We start from the raw sequence: 19,600 nt of genomic DNA on the forward strand, positions 1-19,600 counted from the left end.
TTGATTGCGGGCGCGCACACATGCACCGTGCTTCCTCAAAAGACACAGAGGAATACCGGGCTGTATGTGCAAAAAGTTGTGGCCGGCCTGCTGCCGGGTCCGAATCCCGGACCCAGCCATTGTAAGCAGACCGGCCACTCCTGCGTGCCAGGGTGTGTCGCCGGCACGCGAACTTAGCTGATGAAAATCAGTGCTAGTCCTCCAGGTCCACTTCACGGACCATCTCTGCGCCGATACCGGCTTTGATGGCTTCCAGTACCTGCTGAGGAACCGAGCTGTCGATGGTCAGGAGCGCCAGGACCTGGCCGCCTTCGGTCTGGCGTGCCACCTGCATCCCGCCGATGTTGATGTTGTTCATGCCCAGGATGTGTCCGATGGTGCCGATCACGCCCGGACGGTCGGCGTAGGCCACAACAACCAGGTGCTCGCTGATGGGAATTTCGACGTCATACCCGTTGACGCCTACCAGCTTCTCCACCTGCTTGGGACCCGTGAGGGTGCCAGCAACCGAGATTTGCGAACCATCGCTGAGCGCTCCACGGATGGTCAGGACGTTGCGGTAGTCCTCAGCGTCCGGGGTGGTGATCAGCCGGGTGTTGATGCCGCGCTGTTCGGCGATCACGGGAGCGTTGACGTAGGAGACCTGCTCCGTCACGACATCGGCGAAGACGCCCTTCAGCGCGGCCAGTTCGAGTACCTTGACGTCCAGGGCGGCAATTTCTCCGGCGACTTCAACGTCGATCTGCGTCAGGGACGCGTGGGTGAGCGCAGTGAAGATCCGGCCCAACTTTTCGATCAGAGGGATGCCGGGACGTACGTCCGGAGCGATGACCCCGCCGGCAACGTTCACGGCATCGGGCACGAGCTCGCCGGCAAGGGCAAGGCGAACCGACTTGGCCACCGACACGCCCGCCTTTTCCTGGGCCTCATCCGTGGACGCGCCGAGGTGCGGTGTAACAACCACGTTGTCGAATTCGAAGAACGGCAGGTCGGTGCTGGGCTCCTTGACGAAGACGTCCACGCCGGCGCCGGCAATCTGACCTTCCTTCAGAGCTGTGTAGAGGGCTTCCTCGTCCACAAGGCCACCACGTGCCACATTGATGACATATGCCGATTCCTTCATCTTGCGGAAGGCGTCAGCACCCAGCATTCCCACCGTCTCTGGCGTCTTGGGCATGTGGATGGTGATGAAGTCGGAATTTTCCAGAAGTTCATCCAGGGTGACCAGCTTGACGCCCAACTGGGCTGCACGGGCAGCCGTGATATAGGGGTCGTAGGCGAGGATCTCGGTCTCGAAGCCCTGCAGGCGTGCTGCCACCAAGGCGCCGATGCGGCCCAGGCCGATGATTCCGATCTTCTTCTCGAAGAGTTCAATGCCGGTGTACTTTGAGCGCTTCCATTCGCCGTTCTTCAGCGCGGAACTGGCCTGCGGGATGTGGCGCGCGAGGCTCAGGATGTGGCCCACGGTGAGCTCTGCGGCAGAGACGATGTTGGACGTCGGCGCGTTGACCACCATGACGCCTGCCTGCGTCGCAGACTTGATGTCCACGTTGTCCAGACCCACGCCTGCACGGGCGATGACCTTGAGGTTTTTAGCCGCAGCGATGGCTTCGGCATCCACCTGTGTAGCCGAACGGACCAGGATGGCGTCGACGTCGGCAATGGCGGACAGCAGCTGGGAACGGTCGGCGCCGTCGGTCTGTCGGATTTCAAAGTCCGGGCCCAGTGCCTCGACTGTGGCGGGCGAAAGTTCCTCGGCGAGGAGGACGACGGGTTTGCTGGCTGACACGGGGTGGCACCTTACTTTGGACAACTTTGGACAGAACTGGACAAGGAGCGGATGCGTGGCCCGGGCACGGCGCCGGGACCAGCCCAGAATATCGAATCCGGGCGGGGATTCCGGTGCCGGGGAGGGATGTTACGGCCGGACCGGTAGCTGGTGTGAAGAAGTTCACAGCCCATGCGGCTGGGCTATTCGGTGGAGAAAACTGTGAAATTCGGTGGAGAAACAACGCATCGAACGACGACGCCCGCCCGGCTGTGTTCCCCGGACGGGCGTCGTGGTGCGCGAGCCGCTAGGCCTGCACTGAAGGATCAGCGGGCTGCAGAACCTTCAACGTAGTCAGCGTCCTGCTGCTGCCAGGAGAACAGGGAGCGAAGTTCGCGGCCGACCTCTTCGATCGGGTGCTGCTCTGCCTTGGCACGCAGTTCCTTGAACTCGGTGCCGCCGTTGTCCTGATCGTCGATGAAACGCTTGGCGAAAGCACCGTTCTGGATGTCCGCGAGGACAGCCTTCATGTTTTCCTTCACCTCGGGGGTGATGACGCGCGGGCCGGAGACGTAGTCGCCGTACTCTGCGGTGTCGGAAACGCTCCAGCGCTGCTTGGCGATGCCGCCTTCCCACATGAGGTCAACAATGAGCTTGAGTTCGTGGAGAACCTCGAAGTAGGCGATCTGCGGCTGGTAGCCGGCCTCGGTGAGGGTTTCGAAGCCGTACTGGACGAGCTGGGAAACGCCGCCGCAAAGGACAGCCTGCTCGCCGAAGAGGTCGGTCTCAGTCTCTTCGGTGAAGGTGGTCTTGATGACGCCGGCGCGGGTTCCGCCGATTGCCTTGGCGTAGGACTTCGCCAGGTCCCAAGCGGAACCGGATGCGTCCTGCTCAACAGCGATGATGTCCGGGATACCGCGGCCGGCTTCGAATTCGCGGCGAACAGTGTGGCCCGGAGCCTTCGGGGCGATCAGGATGACGTCAACGCCGGCCGGAGCTTCGATGTAGCCGAAGCGGATGTTGAAGCCGTGCGCGAAGGCGAGTGCCTTGCCTTCGGTCAGCTTGTCCTTGATGGAGTCGTTGTAGATAGAGCGCTGGTGCTGGTCCGGTGCCAGGATCATGATGACGTCTGCCCATTCGGCAGCGTCTGCAACGTTCTTGACAGTGAAGCCTGCGTCTTCTGCCTTGGAGGTCGACTTTGAGCCGTCCTTCAGCGCGATAACAACCTCGACGCCGGAATCGCGCAGGTTGAGTGCGTGGGCGTGGCCCTGGGAGCCGTAGCCAACGATGGCTACCTTGCGGCCCTGGATGATCGACAGGTCTGCGTCGTCGTCGTAGAACATTTCAGTCACTTGCGTAACTCCTCTTGAGTGGTTTTTCGTAGATATTGATAGTGGTGCTGCGGTACTGGGCGCAACGCTCACGCGGAGCGGAGCGCCCTGTCACTCATGGAGCGGGATCCCCGTCCAACGGCCAAGGTGCCGGACTGCACGATTTCACGGATGCCGAACGGCTCGAGCACTGAGAGCAGTGCAGCGAGCTTCTCGGGGGTACCGGTTGCCTCAATCACCAACGAGTCTGTGGACACGTCGACGACGGCGGCACGGAACAGGTCTGCAGCCTGGGTAACCTGCAGACGTGTCGCGGCATCCGCACGTACTTTGACCAGGATGTGGTCACGTTGTACGGAAGATTCTGAAGTCAGCTCAACGATCTTGATGACGTTGACCAACTTGTTGAGCTGCTTGGTGACCTGCTCGATGAGGTCGCCGTCGGCGTCGACGACCACCGTCATGCGGGACATGCCTGGAACCTCGGTGGGTCCCACAGCCAGGGAATTGATGTTGAACGCGCGCCGGGCGAAGAGGCTGGCCACGCGGGTCAGCACGCCGGGCTTGTCTTCTACCAGAACGGACAGTGTGTGACGGCTCATGCCTAGTCCTCCTCTTCCCATTCCGGGGTCATGTTGCGGGCAACCTGGATCTGGTCGTTGCTGACGCCTGAAGGCACCATCGGCCACACCATCGAGTTGGGGCTGACGACGAAGTCGATAACCACGGGGCGGTCATTGATTTCGAGCGCCTTCTGGATGGTGGCGTCAATGTCTTCGTCGCGCTCACAACGAAGTGCTGCGCAGCCGTAGGCGTCGGCCAGCTTCACGAAGTCCGGAATCCGGATGGTGTCGTGGCCTGTGTTCAGATCCGTGTTGGAGTAACGGCCCTCGTAGAACAGGGTCTGCCATTGGCGGACCATGCCCAGTGAGGAGTTGTTGATGATGGCGACCTTGATCGGGATGTTGTTGATGGCACACGTGGCCAGTTCCTGATTGGTCATTTGGAAGCAGCCGTCACCGTCGATGGCCCAGACCACGCGGTCCGGTTCACCGACCTTGGCGCCCATGGCTGCCGGAACCGAGTATCCCATGGTTCCTGCGCCACCTGAGTTCAGCCAGGCGTGAGGCCTTTCGTACTTGATGAACTGGGCGGCCCACATCTGGTGCTGGCCCACTCCGGCTACGTAGATGCCTTCCGGACCGGTGAGTTCGCCGATGCGTTTGATCACGCGCTGCGGGGCAGTGAGACCGTCCTCGGGCTCCGTCCAACCCAGCGGGTACGTGTCGCGGAGGTTGCCCAGGAAGGCCCACCAGGAATCCAGGTCCGGGGTCCCGCTCAGTTCGAACTGAGTCTTCACGGCCTCGGTAAGTTCCGGAATGATTTCCTTGACCGAGCCAACGATCGGAACATCGGCAGTGCGGTTCTTGGAGATTTCCGCGGGGTCGATGTCAGCGTGAATGACCTTGGCAAACGGGGCAAAGGTCTTCAGCACGCCGGTGACGCGGTCATCAAACCTTGCACCGAGAGTGATCAGGAGGTCGGCCTGCTGGAGGGCAGTGACGGCGGAGACGGAACCGTGCATGCCGGGCATGCCTACATGCTGCGGGTGGGAATCCGGGAAGGCACCGCGGGCCATCAAGGTAGTGACCACGGGAGCGCCGGTAGCAAGCGCGAGCTCCATGAGCTCTGCAGAAGCATGGCCCTTGACCACACCGCCGCCTACGTAGAGGACCGGCTTGCTGGAAGCAGCGATCAGCTTGGCAGCTTCGCGGACCTGCTTGTTGTGGCCACGCACCACGGGACGGTAGCCCGGCAAGTCCACCTTCGGCGGCCAGGAGAAAGTCATCTGGCCAACCTGGGCGTCCTTGGCGATATCCACCAGGACAGGTCCCGGGCGGCCCGTGGACGCGAGGTGGAAAGCCTCTGCCATGACGTGCGGGATGTCGTTGGGGTCAGTCACCAGGAACGAGTGCTTGGTGATGGGCATCGTGATCCCCACGATGTCCGCTTCCTGGAAGGCATCGGTGCCGATGACTCCACTGGAGACCTGGCCGGTGATGGCCACCATCGGCACGGAGTCCATGTGGGCGTCCATGATGGCGGTAACGAGGTTGGTGGCACCGGGTCCCGAGGTGGCGATGCAAACGCCAACCCGTCCGGTAACCATGGCGTAGCCTTGCGCGGCGTGGCCGGCTCCCTGTTCGTGACGGACCAGGATGTGATTCATGCTGGAGGCCATCAAGGGGTCGTAGGTGGGCAGGATCGCGCCACCGGGCAAACCGAAAATATCGTCCACGCCGAGTTCTTCGAGCGACCGGACAATTGCTTGCGAGCCGGACATCACCGTTGGGGGTACAACGGTGTTCGGCCCAAGTACAGGAGAGAGAGGTGCAGCAGCGTCGACCACGACGGCCTCGGCCGTACGGTCGATCTTTTCCGGAGCTTTGTGGGCTCCAGCGGACTTTGCAGCCATCAGCGAGGGGCTGATCGGCGATCCTTTGCTCATCGGACTCTTCCTTAGTGGATCTTCATTAGATGGATCTTGCTTCGGGGAATAAAAAAACCCCTCAGCCTTCCGGCTCTTCGAGGGGTTTGCGCGTGACGGTTCGTTACCAGTCGGGCTAAGCCACGCGCTTGGTAAGGACGACGACGCCGACGGTAACGAATGTGATCATGCGTTCAGTGTTCCCTCTAAGTGAGATACGTGTCAATTGACCACTATCGTATCTCACTATTTGGACAGCTATGTCCGCCTGCCGGACTCCGGCTGTCTCATGACAGCCGGAGCCCCGTGCAGGAATTATCCGCAGTACGCTCCGGTGGAGGCGCTGTGGACAAGCTTGGCGTACTTGGCAAGAACACCCTTGGTGAACTTGGCGGGCAGTGGCTTCCAGCCCTCTTTGCGGGCTTCGAGCTCGGCTTCGTCCACCAGGAGGTCGAAGGAGCGAGCGGCGATGTCTACACGGATGCGGTCACCGTCCTTCACGAACGCGATGGGGCCACCATCCACGGCTTCAGGCGCAACGTGGCCGATGCACAGACCGGTTGTGCCACCCGAGAACCGGCCATCCGTGAGAAGGAGGACATCCTTGCCGAGTCCCGCTCCCTTGATGGCGCCGGTGATGGCCAACATTTCCCGCATGCCGGGACCGCCCTTGGGGCCTTCATAGCGGATGACCACTACGTCTCCCTTGTTGATTTCGCCGTTGTCCAACGCGCTGAGGGCGCCCTGCTCGCGTTCGAAAACGCGTGCAGTTCCTTCAAAGACGTCAGCATCAAAACCGGCACTCTTCACTACCGCTCCTTCCGGAGCCATGGAGCCGTGGAGGATGGTGATGCCACCGGTCTTGTGGATCGGGTTGTCCAGCGCACGGAGGATTTTGCCGTCAAGGTCCGGCGGGTTGATCGAGGCGAGGTTTTCCGCGAGCGTCTTGCCGGTAACGGTGAGGCAGTCGCCGTGCAGTAGTCCGGCGTCGAGCAGTGCCTTCATGATGACCGGCACGCCGCCGATCTTGTCAACGTCGGTCATCACATAACGGCCGAAGGGCTTGAGGTCCCCAAGGTGCGGAATTTTGTCGCCGATGCGATTGAAGTCGTCCAGCGTCAGCTCTACTTCGGCTTCCCGGGCGATCGCGAGCAAGTGCAGCACGGCGTTGGTGGAACCGCCGAAGGCCATGGTGACGGCAATGGCATTCTCGAACGCCTTTTTGGTCATGATGTCACGGGCCGTGATGCCCAGGCGCAGCAGGTTTACTACGGCTTCGCCGGACTTGCGTGCGAAATCATCACGACGGCGGTCTGCCGACGGCGGGGCGGCTGAACCCGGGAGGGACATGCCCAAGGCCTCGCCGATGCACGCCATGGTGTTGGCCGTGTACATACCGCCGCAGGCGCCTTCGCCGGGACAGATGGCCTTTTCGATCCTTGTGAGGTCTTCCATGCTCATTTTGCCGGCGGCGCAGGCACCCACGGCCTCGAAGGCATCAATGAGGGTGACTTCCTTCTCCGAGCCGTCCTCCAGCTTGACCCAGCCCGGCATGATGGAGCCGGCGTAAAGGAAGACGGATGCGAGGTCCAAGCGGGCAGCAGCCATGAGCATGCCCGGAAGGGACTTGTCACAGCCGGCCAGGAGCACCGAGCCGTCAATGCGCTCGGCCTGCATCACTGTTTCCACAGAGTCGGCGATGACTTCGCGGGAGACCAGGGAGAAGTGCATGCCCTCATGGCCCATGGAAATACCATCCGAAACGGAGATCGTGCCGAACTGCATCGGGAAGCCACCGCCGGCATGGACGCCTTCCTTGGCGCCTTGTGCGAGGCGATTCAGGGAAAGATTGCAAGGGGTAATTTCATTCCACGAGCTGGCAACACCGATTTGGGGTTTGGCAAAGTCGTCGTCGCCCATGCCCACCGCACGGAACATGCCGCGGGCAGGCGCCGCGTGAATGCCGTCTGTCACCACCCGGCTGCGGGGTTTAATGTCCGGCGTGCTGTCTGTCGCAATCTGGGTGGTGTCACTCATGGTCCAAAGTCTATGTCTACCGGGCGACTGCCGACGCTGTTGCACACCGGGTTAAGCCCAAACCTTCGAATATTGCGGGGCGTCCTGCCCGCTAACCAAGGCCAGGGACTCAGATCGTCCGGGTCTAAGTGCCGGGATGTGACTCGTTGAGTTCCTTGGCAATGGCCGCAGCCTCACTTTTGAGCATGTCCAAAACGATGCCAATGGTTGCCCGTGCGGCAACCTCCTGCCGGGACAGGGCCACAATGCTTCTGCTCGCCTTCACGTCCGTGAGCGGGCGAAGGACCAGCCCCCGACGCGCGCTTGCCCGGGCCGTGTAGCGGGGAAGAAGGCAAATGCCGTGCCCGGCGCCCACCAAAGCCTCAAGCACCCTGAGATCCGGATATCGCTGTCCCCTCAGAGCGGGCCTGCCTGCATGGAGTTCGATCTGGCGAAGCACGGTATCGAAAGGGAATCCCTCCGGGACGCCGATCCACGGGTAATCAACAACGTCCTGGGGGCTTAACCGGACCTTGGCTGCCAAGGGATGACCGGCAGGCATCGCGACATCCAGCGCTTCCTCCAAAAGCGGCACTACCGCCAGGCCCCTCCTGGCGAAAACTTCCGGCCCATCCACGCTGTGTGCCAGCACGATGTCGTAGTCCGCCACCAAGGGAGCGAAGTGGGCGGTTCCCGGATCTTCGAAATGGGCGTCGAAAGTCAGTCCGGCCACCGCGGAAACCCGATGCAGCACTCCTGGCAGCAGCATTTCCGCTGCGCTGGGAAAGAAAGCTGCGGAAACGCGCGTCTGCCAACCCTTGCGGTAACTGTCAATGGTGGACTCCGCCCTGGCCATGGCCGTGGCGATGTCCGACGCCGCTGCCGCCATGGCCAGTCCTGCTTCAGTCAACTGAACGCCCCGGCCCACCTTCTCCACCAGCACAACGCCGATCTCAGCCTGCAGCGTTTTCAGCTGCTGCGAGACTGCCGAGGCTGTGACGTTCATGGCCTCGGCAGTAGCGCCAACACTTTGTCGGTCTGCCAATTCGCGCAGAATCTGCAGCCTTTTGAAATCCATGGAGCCAGACTAAGCGACCCCGGGGAATTACCCGTTCATGATCTATTTTCAACCTCAAGGCAGTAAGTAAACTGATCATTTTCGGGTGAATCAGCAGGTCAAACGCTGGACAGCCCATTAGCAGCCACGTAACGTCAGGATTACCACGAGCTTCACCCCAGTGAGCAGAAGGGCCTCAACCATGGACTGGTTAATTTGGGTCATTGTCATTGTTTTGGTCGTAGCCATTATTTGGTGGCTCATGAACCGCAACAAGACAGGGAGTACTTCCTCAAGCCAAGCGCCCGCTGATGATCGCGCTGCAGGGACATCCGGGGCCGCTCCCCCTGCAGCGACGGCGCCGAGCAATACAGCGTCCCTGCCGGACGCCGGCGTAGCCGCAGCAGGCGTGGCAGGTTTGGCGGGGGTGACCAATCTCGGAAAGGCTGCCGCCGAGGGCAGCGGCCCTACCGTCGACGAACCCGGCCCAACAGAACCCAGCACTTCCGAACCCGGCCCCTCAGAACCCTCCCCTTCAAACGAAACGCCTGGGGCCTCCCCCGCCCCAGATGAGCTGCACGCCGCGCCGCGTACCGCCGTCGACGATTCACCGGCAGTGATCGCCTCCGACATTCAGCCCGCCGCAACACCGGGCTTGACCGTAGCGGAACCGGTCATCGCAACTCCCGCAGTGGCCGAACCCGTGGTTGAAGAACCAGTGGTCAACGAACCGGTGGTGGACACGGACGCGAAGGTCCATTCGGCCGACGCCGGCGACGTTGACGACTGGGACGCGGGTTCTCCTGCGGTCGCTTCCGGAGCAACGACAATCGGGGCGACTGACGCAGCAGTACCAACAGGCACCGACGAAGCAGCAGACAAGGCCGAGTGGGAATCTTCCTGGACAGATGAGAGCGGAAGCCCGGTCCACCACCACGAGTACACGGACGCGCACTCCCCAACCCTGCCTGGCGCCGAGTCCGCCGCGGCCGAAGATTCGGGGAGCTCCGGCCACCTGGCCGTGGAACACCCCTACGGCACGGGCTCGTCCAGCGCACCCGGGGATGCGTATCCCGTCAAGGCCAGCGCATCAGACATGACCTACCACGACGAAGACACGGCCGGGTATGACGACGCTGCTGCCGACGTATGGTTCGAATCCTCCGCGCACGCCGAAGCTGCCGGTTTCCGCCCACCCCGGCGCAGCAGGCACTGAACCCAGGCAGGCAAGAACATGGGCAGGCACTCTTCGGACCGACGCGAGCGTCTGGTGACTGCCTCTGCGCTTGCAGTGATCCTGGCGCTGACGGGATGCACAGGCAGTCCATCGTCGCCGGGCACCGCGGCAACACCCAACCCATCCAACATCTCCGGCAGTTCGCCTACACAGGGCGGGGCAACCTCTTCTGCAACTACGCCCCCAGGAAGCAGCCAGGCGACGAGCGCATCGCCACAGCTCCCCGAGGTGGTTCAGAAGCTCGACGTCGGACTGCAGCTGCCATGGTCGGTGGTCTTCCTGCCGGACGGTACAGCTGTGGTGTCCGAGCGCGACTCCGCTCAAGTTAAGAGCATCCGAGACGGCCAGGCCACCACCGTTGGCGAGGTACCCGGCGTCGACCCCGGCGGGGAGGGCGGGCTGTTGGGCTTGGCTCTCTCACCTGACTTCGCAACGGACCGTTGGCTGTACGCCTACTTCACTTCGCCAAGCGACAACCGCATCGCTCGGATCAAGCTGACCGGGGAACCAGGTGGTCAGTTGGCCCTGGGCGAGACTGTGGTGATTTTCTCCGGAATGTCCAAGGCCTCAACCCACAATGGTGGCCGGATCCGCTTTGGCCCGGATGGGTTCCTCTACGTCGGCACGGGTGACTCGCAGCGGCGGGAACAACCGCAGGACACCAACGCCTTGGGCGGCAAGATCCTGCGGCTCACGCCCGAGGGGCGCCCGGCGCCGGGAAATCCCTTCGGCGACAACCCGGTCTACAGCTACGGGCACCGGAACGTTCAGGGCTTGGCCTGGGACAGTGACGGACGCCTCTGGGCCAGTGAGTTCGGCCCGGACGTGGATGACGAACTGAACCTGATTACCCCGGGCGGCAACTACGGTTGGCCTACAGTGACCGGTGCACCCGGCCGCAGCGGCCTGATCGATGCCAAGGTGGTCTGGCCTTCAACGTCCGACGCCTCACCAAGCGGGCTCGAAATCGTGGACGGTATTGCCTACACGGGGGCGCTTCGCGGCCAAAGGCTGTGGGCAGTTCCACTCAGCGGTGAGACCGCCGGCACCCCTGTGGCCTATTTCACAGGAGAATACGGGCGCCTGAGGGACGTGGCCCGCGCTCCCGACGGCACCTTGTGGGTCCTCAGCAACAACAGAAACCCTGATTTTGCGCTGATTCTGAGGGCTGGGCCGTGAAGCCGCAGGCGGCAAACAGCCGATTTCACTCTTCGGCGGAAGTCGTGTAGAGTTACATGTCGTTGCGGAGATCGCCGGGGAAAGAAAAGCTCCCTGGCTTGATCAAAATCAACAGCTGCACCTCTAGCTCAACTGGCAGAGCAATTGACTCTTAATCAATGGGTTCCGGGTTCGAGTCCCGGGGGGTGCACCAAGCAAAAGGCCTTGGAGTGAATATCACTCCAAGGCCTTTTTCGTTGTTCAACGCCTTATTTCGGGGGCAAGAAAATGGCGTGCATCACGCATTGCACTTTGTGGTCTGCAGCAGCCAAAATGTGGTGTAGAGTTATTTGTCGTTGCGGAGGTCAACGGGGAATGCGAATTCCTCCACTAAGCCGAAACAATAGCTGCACCTCTAGCTCAACTGGCAGAGCAATTGACTCTTAATCAATGGGTTCCGGGTTCGAGTCCCGGGGGGTGCACCATAAGGAAAGGCTCCGGATCGTTTCTACGATCCGGAGCCTTTTTGTGTGTCCCTGCATGGGCTCCCACCGGGAAGCCCAGGTCACAGGCTTTGCTCAGGCTTGAGGCAGGTCGGTGTCAATATCGCGGGATTCCTCCTCCGGCGCCGGCAACCCGGCCAGACCCCGGACAACGATCCTTAGTTCTTCGCGGAGGCGGGCCGTGTCCACCGCCACGGGTGACAAGACATCCTGCTCAAGCTTTACTGCTTCCGCAAGAGCTGCAATGCCAGCGTCGGTAAGGGTTACCACGTGGCTTCGGCGGTCGGAATCACTGCGTTGCCGGGTGACATGCCCGTGCAGCTCAAGCCTCGCAAGAGTGGTTCCCATGGTCTGGGCCTTGACCCGTGCTACTTCGGCCAAGGCCGCCTGCGTAATGGCCCCCTTGGCAGCCAGCACCTGCATGGCAATGACACCGGCGTGCGTAAGGCCGATGGACTTCAATTTTTCGTTCCACGAGATTTCCACCAGGCGCGCAGCTGTTGAAAGCAATCGGGTGGTGGGCCATCTCTCCATATCTGGCATGCCGACAGTATATGCGCGGATGGGGTGAGGACGCGGCTTCTCCTACTAAACTGGGAAATCGCGATCACTGGCAAGGAGCACATTTTGGCTGAACGACTTATCCCTGGGGACAACGCCCCGGACTTCACACTTCAGGATGAAACCGGCAAAAGCATGAGCTTGTCCGACCTCCGCGGACGGAAAACCATCCTCTATTTCTACCCCGCCGCCTCCACTCCCGGATGTACCAAGGAAGCCTGCGATTTCCGCGACACCCTCGGTTCCCTTCAGGCTGCAGGCTACGAGGTTGTTGGCGTCTCCCCCGACCCCGTCAAAGCACTTGCCAAGTTCAGCGAGGAGGAACAGCTGACCTTCCGCCTGCTCTCGGACGAAGACCACACCGTAGCCGAGGCGTATGGAGCCTGGGGCGAGAAAAAGAATTACGGCCGCAGCTACATGGGATTGATCCGATCCACTTTTGTGGTTGATCCTGACGGGAAGGTTTCCCTGGCGCAGTACAACGTGCGTGCCACAGGGCACGTTGCCAAACTCCGGCGGGATCTCAAGCTGGACAAGTAGCGGGTACACTGGAGGCCGGTATTGCAGCGGCCGTCCTGTAAGACGGACCGATTGTCAGCCAGCGCGAGTGGTGAAATTGGCAGACACGCAGGATTTAGGTTCCTGTGCCTTCGGGCGTGGGGGTTCAAGTCCCCCCTTGCGCACAGTTATACGAATACCCCCGGTTGCAGAACCGGGGGTATTTCTGTCCTCAAGCAGCCGGGGGCTACCTGGAGTTGCGCTGGGAACCGCACTCAGGACGTTCAACTAGACTGGAATGCGGTCTGGCCGAAGCCGGCCAAAGCACTTCCAACCGGCTTGAGGGGACAAGAGTGGCAAGCAGCAAAACGCGGCGCCTGAGCATGCAGATCGGGGCTGCCGTACTGGCGTTGGGGCTGGCAGGGTGCACGGGCACACCGGGCCCCGCACCGTCGTCGTCCGCCGGCAATTCCGTCGCCGCTGAGCCCTCGGAAACTTTCAACTTCGGCACAGCGTCCATGCCCTTGGGCCTTGATCCTGCGATGACCGCGGATTCCGAGTCCTACCGTGTCACCCGCCAGGTCCTCGAAGGACTCGTGGGCGTAGATGGCGAAACAGGGCAGACAACTCCCCTTCTCGCCACGGAGTGGAAGGACAGCAACAAAGGGCTGAGCTACGACTTCACGCTCCGCTCCGGCGTGACCTTCCACGACGGCACTCCTCTGGACGCCGCAGCTGTTTGCGCCAACTTCAACCGCTGGTTCACCTTCCCCGAGGACCTCCGAAAACAAGCGCCCGGAATTTCCTTCCAGAGCGTTTTCAAGGCTTACTCGGACCAGCCGGTGTTCTCCATCTTCAAAGACTGCACAGTGGTCTCGGCCAGCAACGTCCAGATAAACCTGACACGCCCCTTCACCGGATTCCTTCAGGCCCTGACGCTCCCGGCCTTCGCCATTTCATCCCCGGCAGCCCTGAACGCACAGAAGGCCAACGTCCTTGACCAGGTCCGGAACGGCCAGGCGATGTCCAGCTACGCCGGCCATCCCGTGGGCACGGGCCCGTATGTGTTCACCGGGTGGGACGACCATAAGCTCACCCTGTCCAGCTACAAGAACTATTGGGGCGACCGGGGCCAGATAGCAACCATCAACTTCATTCCTTACGATCGCGCGGAAACGCGCCAGCAAGCTTTGTTGGACGGCAAGATCGATGCCTACGACCTCGTGACGTCCGGAACCTTTGACCAATTGGTCAAGAAGGGTGTCCAGATCATCCAGCGTGACCCGTTCTCAGTGATGTACCTGGGGATCAACCAGGCCGTTGCACCATTGGAAAAGCCGGAGGTCCGGCAAGCGATCGAAATGGCGATCGACAAGGAATCGTTGATCCGCAAGTTCTTCATCGACAACACGTCGCAGGCCTCGCAGTTCGTGCCGCCCAAGCTCAGCGGCTTCAACAACAACGCCCCGGCCTTGGGGTACAACCCGGAGAAGGCTAAAGAGCTTTTGAAGAAGGCCGGGTACAAGGGCGAGGAGCTGAAGTTCTACTATCCGCTCAACGCCACGCGGGCCTACATGCCCACCCCGGAAAAGATCTACGCCGAGCTGAGCCGCCAACTCGTCGCCGTCGGCTTCAACATCAAACCAGTTCCCATCGACTGGGAAGACGGCTACCTCCAAAGGGTCCAGTCTGCCGGAGACCGCGGACTGCACCTGCTTGGCTGGAACGGCTCCTACGCGGATGCCGACAACTTCCTGGGACCCCTCTTCGGCGAAACCCGCGCCGAGTTCGGATACGCCGACTCGGAAGTCTTCCACAAGATAGAACGCGCACGGGCCATGCCCGAAGGCGATGACCGCAACGCCCAGTATCAGTCCATCAACGCAGAGATCGCGGCGTCGGTACCGGCTGTGCCCATCGCCTTCCCCATCTCGGCGCTGGCGTTGTCCAACAAGGTGGAAAGCTACCCGGCTTCCCCCGTCCTCAACGAAGTTTTCACAAACGTCCGGCTAAAGCCTTGACGATTCCCCGCAATTTCAGTATTGAGTCTGCGCGGGGATATTCTGTGACAGCCAGTGCCGCCGCTAACGGAGATTGATCGTGACCTTCATTTCCAAGACTCAACATGCCGACGTCGTCCTTATTGGCGGTGGAATCATGAGTGCCACCCTTGGTGCGTTCATCAAGCAACTTGAACCCACCTGGACCATCTCCCTGTTCGAGAGACTCGACGAAGCGGGGCTCGAAAGTTCCGGACCGTGGAACAATGCCGGCACCGGCCATGCTGCCCTGTGTGAGCTTAACTACTCCCCCGCAGCAAAAGACGGCTCCGTAGACCCGTCCAAGGCCTTGCACATCAATGAACAGTTCCAGCTTTCCCGCCAGTTCTGGTCCCACTTGGTGGACAGCAACGTCATCGGGTCCCCCAAGGGCTTCATCAACACCGTCCCGCACATGAGCTTCGTCATCGGCGATGACCACTCGAACTTCCTCAAGAACCGGTACGAGGCACTCAAGCCCAACACGCTGTTCCGCAGCATGGAGTACACCGAGGACCAGGACCAGATCGCCAAGTGGGCCCCGTTGATCGTCAAGGGCCGCGACCGCAAGCAGCGCGTTGCCGCCACCCGCGCGGCTGAAGGCACCGACGTCGACTTTGGCGCCCTGACGCGCGAACTGACGGGCTACCTGCAAAGCAGCGGCGCCGAGGTCAACTACGGCCACGACGTCACCAACATCCACCGTGCAGCAGGCGGCGGCTGGGACCTGTCCATCAAGCACCCCAAATCCGGCGAGCATGGCCGAATCCACGCGAAGTTTGTCTTTGTCGGAGCCGGCGGCGGCGCGCTCCACCTGCTCCAAGCATCCGGCATCCCTGAAAGCAAGGGCTACGGCGGCTTCCCCGTCTCCGGCCAGTTCTTCCGCTGCACGGACGACGCCATCACCTCACAGCACAGCGCAAAGGTATACGGTCAGGCGTCCGTCGGCGCGCCGCCCATGTCCGTCCCCCACCTGGATACCCGCTATGTGGACGGCAAGCGCTCCCTCCTCTTCGGCCCGTACGCCGGCTTCTCCACCAACTTCCTGAAGACCTCCAGCTACCTGGACCTTCCGCTGTCCATCCGTCCCGGAAACATCATCCCCATGCTGGCCGTGGCCAAGGACAACATGGACCTCACCGCTTACCTCATCAAGGAGGTTGCCAAGCGGCACGAGGCCAAGGTTGAGGCCCTGCGCGAGTACTACCCGGAAGCAGCCGGGGGCAATTGGGAACTGATTACCGCAGGCCAGCGTGTACAGATCATTAAGAAGCACCCCCAAAAGGGTGGCGTCCTGCAGTTTGGCACCGAGGTCATTGCCTCCCGCGATGGTTCCATTGGCGCTCTGCTGGGCGCTTCTCCTGGTGCTTCCACCGCCGTGCCCATCATGATCGAACTGTTGCAGAAGTCCTTCCCCAAGAATTTCAAGGGGTGGCAGTCCAAACTCAAGGACATGATGCCGGGCTACGGCGTCAAGCTCAACGAGAATCCGGACTTGGCCGCCGAACTGGAAGCAAGCACCGCCAGGTCCCTGCAATTGGAAGTGGCCAACGCCATCCAAGGCTAGGCCACACCCGGGGCTGCGGCCGGTTCCCGTCAGCCGAATCGTTACGTAGACCGCAGGAGTCAATGCAATGTTCCGCTTGGCCAAACTGTCCCTGGGAAACCGGGCCCTGATCGCGCTGATCACCGTCTTTGCGGCGGTGTTCGGCGTGATCACCATGGGATCGCTCAAGCAGGAACTCATTCCCTCCATCGAGTTTCCGCAGATCACCGTTGTGACCTCCATGCCGGGCGCCTCTCCTGAGGTTGTGGACAAGCAGCTGAGCCAGCCGCTGGAAACAGCACTGAACAGCGTTGAGGGGCTTGAGTCCACCACGTCGACGTCCCGCAACGGCGTTTCGCAGATCACCATGGTGTTCACGTACGGCTCCAACCTGGACCGGGCGCGCAACCAGATTGACCGGGCCATTTCCAACGCCAAGCGTGTTCTGCCGGCGGACGTTGAGCCCCAGTCCATCGCCGGCAACATCAGCGACTTCCCCATCGTCTATTTGGCAGTGTCCTCGGACAAACCACTGAGCGAGCTCAACGCTGATCTCCTGCGACTCAGCGTTCCCCGATTGCAGAAGATCGACGGCGTCCGCGGCGCCGATGTGACTGGCGGTTCCAGCCAACACATCCTGATCCAGCCCCGCCCCGCGGACCTTGCAACTACAGGGGCCTCCGTCCAGTCCATCAGCAATGCGCTGAAGAACAACGGCACCCTGGTCCCTGTCGGCACCATCGAGGATCAGGGCAAGACCCTGTCCCTCCAGCTCGGCAGCCCCGTGGATTCCCTGGACATCATCAAGGGGCTTCCCTTGGCCGGTGCGAAAGGTGCTGCAACCATCGGGGCGGTTGCCGACGTCAGCATCGAGGACGACGCCCCTACTTCCATCACGCGTACCAACGGCAAGCCCACTCTGGCTCTGTCCGTCACCAAGAAGCCAGAGGGCGATACGGTAGCGATTTCGCATGCTGTGCGGGACGCCGTCGGACCCATGCAAGAGGAGCTCGGCAACAACGCGACCTTCACGCCGGTCTTCGACCAAGCCCCCTTCATTGAGAAGTCCATCAAGGACCTCACCACGGAAGGACTCCTAGGGCTGGGCTTCGCGGTGGCGGTCATTCTGGTTTTCCTGATGTCCGTGCGCTCCACGTTGGTCACCGCCGTCTCCATCCCGCTGTCCCTGCTCATCACTTTCATCGGCATCTCGGCAACGGGTTACTCGCTGAACATCCTTACTTTGGGTGCCCTCACCATTGCCATCGGGCGTGTAGTTGACGATTCCATCGTGGTGATCGAGAACATCAAGCGGCACCTCAGCTACGGCGAACACAAGCTGACAGCCATCCTGACGTCCATCAGGGAGGTTGCCGGGGCCATCACGGCTTCGACGCTGACCACTGTGGCCGTGTTCCTTCCAATAGCGTTTGTGGGGGACCTCGCCGGAGAGCTGTTCCGTCCCTTCGCCTTGACAGTGACCATCGCACTGTTGTCTTCGCTGTTGGTTTCCCTGACGATCGTTCCGGTCCTTGCCTACTGGTTCCTGTCCTCCCCCGGAAAGGGCGCTGAGGCACAAGCATCTGCCAAAGAGGCGGCCGCGAAGGCCCGCGAGGCGGAACAGCGGAGCCGTCTCCAGCGCGGTTACCTTCCAATCCTGGCTAAGACGCAGAAACACCCTGTCATCACGTTGTCCGCGGCAGCACTGGTGCTGGTGGCCACTATCGCCGTCTCGCCGCTGCTGGCCACTGATCTGTTGGGCCGCTCCGGTGAGAACAGCATGACGGTGCGCCAAGTCCTTCCTGCCGGCACCAGCCTGCAGGCCACCAGCGATGAAGCCTCCAAGATTGAGGATTCCCTGAAGGGCATTGAGGGCATCAAGGACGTGCAGGTCACCTCCGGAAATGCCCAGACCGGCTTCGCCGCACTCACGTCAACCGGTTCATCCAACTCGACGTTCACCATTGTCACCGACGAGAAAGTGAACCAAACCAAACTTCAAGACGAGGTTCGCGCCAAACTGGAGGGTGCCTCCGGGAAGGTCACGGTGGGATCCCAGCAGGGCGGGTTCGGCACGTCGTCCACGGTGGACATCACTATCAGGGCCGCGAACTCCGCTGACCTGCAAACAGCGAGCGATGCCATGGTGAAGGCCATGGAAGGCGTCCCGGGCAGCTCAGAAGTAGCCACGAACCTTGCTTCCACGCAGGCGGTGGTTCAGGTCCGCGTTGACCGGGCCAAGGCTGTGGCGGCCGGATTGACAGAAGAGCAGGTTGGCGCCTTCCTCGCCAGCACGGTCAGCCCCGTTCCCGCCGGTACGGTCCGAATCGAGACCAACGACTACCCCGTGCAAATCGGCGAGGGGACCCGCTTCACCAGCATTGCCGCAGTCCGTGCGCTGCAGCTCCCCACAGCCCGCGGTGGCGTGGCACTTGAGACAATTGCCGCCGTCGAGCAGGTGGACACCCCTGTGTCCATCACCAGCAGCAACGGGCAGCGGACCGCAAGGGTGACTGTGACGCCTTCCGGCTCCAACCTGGGCAGCGTCAGCACTGCCGTGCAAGAGCGGTTGGCAGCCGTGGAGCTGCCCGCCGGGGTCACGGCCACGATCGGCGGTGCCACTACACAGCAGGCGGAGTCCTTCCGGCAGCTTGGCTTGGCTCTGCTGGCAGCCATCGCGATCGTCTACGTGATTATGGTGGCCGCGTTCAAGTCACTCGTGCAGCCGCTCATCCTGCTGATCTCTGTTCCGTTCGCGGCAACCGGAGCCGTGGGCCTGCTGTTGGTGACGGGCGTTCCGTTGGGGCTGCCGTCCTTGATCGGCATGCTGATGCTGGTGGGCATCGTGGTCACCAACGCCATTGTGCTGATCGATCTCATCAACCAGTACCGTAAACCGCACGATGGCAGTCCGGGCATGAACGTTGCCGATGCCATTACGCACGGTGCGCGCCAGCGCCTGCGCCCCATCCTCATGACGGCACTGGCTACCGTGTTTGCCCTGACTCCCATGGCGTTGGGCCTCACCGGTGGCGGCGGGTTCATTTCCCAGCCACTGGCAATCGTTGTGATCGGTGGGCTGGTGTCTTCCACTGCGCTGACGCTGGTCCTGGTTCCGGTCCTCTACAAACTGGTGGAGGGGCGCCGGGAGAAGAAGGATCTGCGCAGAGCCCTCCAGGACAAGCCGACGGCGGCACCCGGCGACGGCCCTGGCGGCAGCGGCGGCAGCGGATCGGACGAGTTCCAGGACTGGACCACTGGAATGATTCCCCGCGTTACAGGCCGTCGCGCGGCCCACAATCCCGGAGAATAGCGGACTCCCAACAGACATATCCTTCATGGATAGGGCCGGGAACAATTCCCGGCCCTATCCTGTTACAGGTATCGATACATGCAAA

General features: G+C 61.7%; 13 protein-coding genes and 3 tRNA genes. 9 read left to right on the plus strand and 7 right to left on the minus strand.

Annotated features, from left to right (window positions below; translation table 11 throughout):
• Positions 1–193 precede the first annotated feature (193 nt).
• The 6 genes from serA to ARUE_RS13345 all read right to left on the minus strand — a co-directional run bounded on the left by serA (position 194) and on the right by ARUE_RS13345 (position 8,681).
• The gene (gene serA, locus ARUE_RS13320; RefSeq protein WP_014922111.1) at positions 194–1,789 is read right to left on the minus strand and encodes a phosphoglycerate dehydrogenase; all 1,596 of its coding nucleotides are present in this window, start codon (positions 1,787–1,789) and stop codon (positions 194–196) included.
• 305 nt (positions 1,790–2,094) lie between these two features.
• Entirely contained in the window at positions 2,095–3,120 is a 1,026-nt protein-coding gene (gene ilvC, locus ARUE_RS13325; protein ID WP_014922112.1) for a ketol-acid reductoisomerase, read from the minus strand.
• 68 nt (positions 3,121–3,188) lie between these two features.
• Entirely contained in the window at positions 3,189–3,701 is a 513-nt protein-coding gene (gene ilvN / locus ARUE_RS13330) for an acetolactate synthase small subunit (RefSeq protein WP_011775174.1), read from the minus strand.
• A gap of 2 nt (positions 3,702–3,703) precedes the next feature.
• Entirely contained in the window at positions 3,704–5,608 is a 1,905-nt protein-coding gene (locus tag ARUE_RS13335) for an acetolactate synthase large subunit (protein WP_011775175.1), read from the minus strand.
• 294 nt (positions 5,609–5,902) lie between these two features.
• Positions 5,903–7,624, minus strand: a complete 1,722-nt coding sequence (gene ilvD / locus ARUE_RS13340) for a dihydroxy-acid dehydratase (protein WP_011775176.1) — start codon at positions 7,622–7,624, stop codon at positions 5,903–5,905.
• Between the two features lie 124 nt (positions 7,625–7,748).
• Complete coding sequence (locus tag ARUE_RS13345) at positions 7,749–8,681, minus strand: LysR family transcriptional regulator (RefSeq protein ID WP_014922113.1); 933 nt, start codon at positions 8,679–8,681, stop codon at positions 7,749–7,751.
• 181 nt (positions 8,682–8,862) lie between these two features.
• Here ARUE_RS13345 and ARUE_RS13350 point away from each other — a divergent pair, with 181 nt between their 5' ends.
• The 4 genes from ARUE_RS13350 to ARUE_RS13365 all read left to right on the plus strand — a co-directional run bounded on the left by ARUE_RS13350 (position 8,863) and on the right by ARUE_RS13365 (position 11,540).
• The gene (locus ARUE_RS13350; protein WP_286139746.1) at positions 8,863–9,876 is read left to right on the plus strand and encodes a sunset domain-containing protein; all 1,014 of its coding nucleotides are present in this window, start codon (positions 8,863–8,865) and stop codon (positions 9,874–9,876) included.
• Between the two features lie 18 nt (positions 9,877–9,894).
• Positions 9,895–11,076: a PQQ-dependent sugar dehydrogenase gene (locus tag ARUE_RS13355; RefSeq protein WP_014922115.1), complete on the plus strand. Its 1,182-nt coding sequence runs from the start codon at positions 9,895–9,897 to the stop codon at positions 11,074–11,076.
• A 117-nt stretch (positions 11,077–11,193) separates the two neighbouring features.
• A tRNA-Lys gene (locus ARUE_RS13360) sits at positions 11,194–11,269 on the plus strand.
• A gap of 195 nt (positions 11,270–11,464) precedes the next feature.
• Positions 11,465–11,540: transfer RNA gene (locus tag ARUE_RS13365), tRNA-Lys, on the plus strand.
• 93 nt (positions 11,541–11,633) lie between these two features.
• On the opposite strand, the gene ARUE_RS13370 is transcribed toward ARUE_RS13365, so the two are convergent.
• Complete coding sequence (locus tag ARUE_RS13370; RefSeq protein WP_011775180.1) at positions 11,634–12,101, minus strand: MarR family winged helix-turn-helix transcriptional regulator; 468 nt, start codon at positions 12,099–12,101, stop codon at positions 11,634–11,636.
• A gap of 84 nt (positions 12,102–12,185) precedes the next feature.
• Here ARUE_RS13370 and bcp point away from each other — a divergent pair, with 84 nt between their 5' ends.
• The 5 genes from bcp (at position 12,186) to ARUE_RS13395 (ending at position 19,515) form a co-directional block, all read left to right on the plus strand.
• A complete protein-coding gene (gene bcp / locus ARUE_RS13375) occupies positions 12,186–12,659 on the plus strand; it encodes a thioredoxin-dependent thiol peroxidase (RefSeq protein WP_014922117.1) in 474 nt (157 codons plus the stop codon).
• 61 nt (positions 12,660–12,720) lie between these two features.
• Positions 12,721–12,802 (plus strand) — tRNA-Leu (locus ARUE_RS13380).
• Positions 12,803–12,970: 168 nt separating this feature from the next.
• A complete protein-coding gene (locus ARUE_RS13385) occupies positions 12,971–14,638 on the plus strand; it encodes an ABC transporter substrate-binding protein (protein ID WP_014922118.1) in 1,668 nt (555 codons plus the stop codon).
• 79 nt (positions 14,639–14,717) lie between these two features.
• The gene (locus tag ARUE_RS13390) at positions 14,718–16,223 is read left to right on the plus strand and encodes a malate:quinone oxidoreductase (protein ID WP_081589143.1); all 1,506 of its coding nucleotides are present in this window, start codon (positions 14,718–14,720) and stop codon (positions 16,221–16,223) included.
• A gap of 67 nt (positions 16,224–16,290) precedes the next feature.
• Positions 16,291–19,515 (plus strand): efflux RND transporter permease subunit, encoded by a 3,225-nt coding sequence (locus tag ARUE_RS13395; protein ID WP_014922119.1) that lies wholly within the window; start codon positions 16,291–16,293, stop codon positions 19,513–19,515.
• Positions 19,516–19,600 lie beyond the last annotated feature (85 nt).

This window comes from Arthrobacter sp. Rue61a (assembly GCF_000294695.2).
Classification (GTDB): Bacteria; Actinomycetota; Actinomycetes; order Actinomycetales; family Micrococcaceae; genus Arthrobacter; species Arthrobacter aurescens_A.

Excerpts from the sequence above, each read along its gene's own strand:
- ARUE_RS13370 (WP_011775180.1), bottom strand. The coding sequence starts at position 12,101 with ATGCCAGATATGGAGAGATGGCCCACCACCCGATTGCTTTCAACAGCT.
- ilvD (WP_011775176.1), bottom strand. The coding sequence starts at position 7,624 with ATGAGTGACACCACCCAGATTGCGACAGACAGCACGCCGGACATTAAA.
- ARUE_RS13350 (WP_286139746.1), top strand. The coding sequence starts at position 8,863 with ATGGACTGGTTAATTTGGGTCATTGTCATTGTTTTGGTCGTAGCCATT.
- ARUE_RS13355 (WP_014922115.1), top strand. The coding sequence starts at position 9,895 with ATGGGCAGGCACTCTTCGGACCGACGCGAGCGTCTGGTGACTGCCTCT.
- ARUE_RS13395 (WP_014922119.1), top strand. The coding sequence starts at position 16,291 with ATGTTCCGCTTGGCCAAACTGTCCCTGGGAAACCGGGCCCTGATCGCG.
- ARUE_RS13335 (WP_011775175.1), bottom strand. The coding sequence starts at position 5,608 with ATGAGCAAAGGATCGCCGATCAGCCCCTCGCTGATGGCTGCAAAGTCC.
- ARUE_RS13345 (WP_014922113.1), bottom strand. The coding sequence starts at position 8,681 with ATGGATTTCAAAAGGCTGCAGATTCTGCGCGAATTGGCAGACCGACAA.
- ilvN (WP_011775174.1), bottom strand. The coding sequence starts at position 3,701 with ATGAGCCGTCACACACTGTCCGTTCTGGTAGAAGACAAGCCCGGCGTG.